The organism is Arthrobacter sp. AFG20, from assembly GCF_002892795.1.
Classification (GTDB): Bacteria; Actinomycetota; Actinomycetes; order Actinomycetales; family Micrococcaceae; genus Arthrobacter.
Genome location: NZ_PJMC01000044.1, coordinates 1 through 1,028, shown reverse-complemented (window position 1 = coordinate 1,028; position 1,028 = coordinate 1). Strand labels below are relative to the sequence as shown.

General features: G+C 61.5%; 1 protein-coding gene and 1 pseudogene. One reads left to right on the top strand and one right to left on the bottom strand.

Translation table 11 applies throughout. From position 1 onward, the window contains the following. A pseudogene (locus tag CXZ05_RS22675) lies at positions 1-405 on the bottom strand (IS30 family transposase); the annotation flags it as partial. A gap of 238 nt (positions 406-643) precedes the next feature. Between CXZ05_RS22675 and CXZ05_RS22670 the strand changes: the two are divergent. Further along, a partial coding sequence (locus CXZ05_RS22670; protein ID WP_146033146.1) for a transposase occupies positions 644-1,028 on the top strand: 385 nt, incomplete at its 3' end.

Here is a 1,028-nt window from a genome sequence, read left to right as displayed (position 1 = left end):
GTTCAGCGTTGGGCGGGGCCGGTTGTTGAGTTTCCCGGCGATGGTTTCGAGGTCCTCCGCGGTGTAGCCCGAGAGGTCTGTGCCTTTTTCGAACCAGTGACGCAGCAGTCGGTTGGTGTTCTCGTTGGTTCCACGCTGCCAGGGCGAGTGCGGATCGCAGAAGTACACCCCCGCATCCAGCGCCATGCGGATGCGGGGGTACTGCACCATTTCGGTACCACGGTCCCAAGTAACGGTCTTGACCAGCTGATCCGGGAGCCGGCGCATCTGGGCGATCATGGCATCGGCTACTTCCTGGGCTGTATGCCGACCTGGCAGGTGCAGCAGGACCGTGTAGCGGGTGCTGCGCTCGACCAGGGTGCCGATGGCGCTGCCGCCGTCCTTGCCGATGATGAGGTCACCTTCCTTACGTTTTTGTTGTGGGTGATTTCGGGGCTGTCGTAGTGTTTCGATCACCCTCGGGTGGCAGGTATGGCACAAGTCTCCTAGCCGCTTGGACGGCTCATTGGGAATGGCCGCCCGCTGCCCGCCGATGACTCGACCGCTGATTGAGAATTACGACATTGATCGTTGGGTAAGGACGTGCCGGCGTAGTTATCGACAGGGCTACGAAAAATTGAAGCTGATCGAAGGGGGATAAAGCATGCCGGCGGTTTGGGTGGGAATCGATTCGGGCAAGCGGGCTCATCATTGTGTGGTGATCGATCAGGCCGGGACGGTCCTGCTCTCGATGCGGGTTGAAAACGACGAGAGCATACTCCTAGAACTCATAGCCAAGGTGACCGAGACGGCGGCCGGTGGCGATGTCTGCTGGGCCACGGATCTGAACGCCGGCGGCGCCGCGCTGCTGATCGAGCTGTTGGCCGCGCATGCACAGAGGTTGCTTTATATCCCCGGACGGATCGTGCACCACGCCGCAGCAACATACGGCGGCGATGGCAAGACCGACGCGAAAGACGCCAGGATCATCGCGGACCAGGCGCGGATGCGCACCGATCTGCAGCCCGTCCGTGGTGGAGACCAGATCA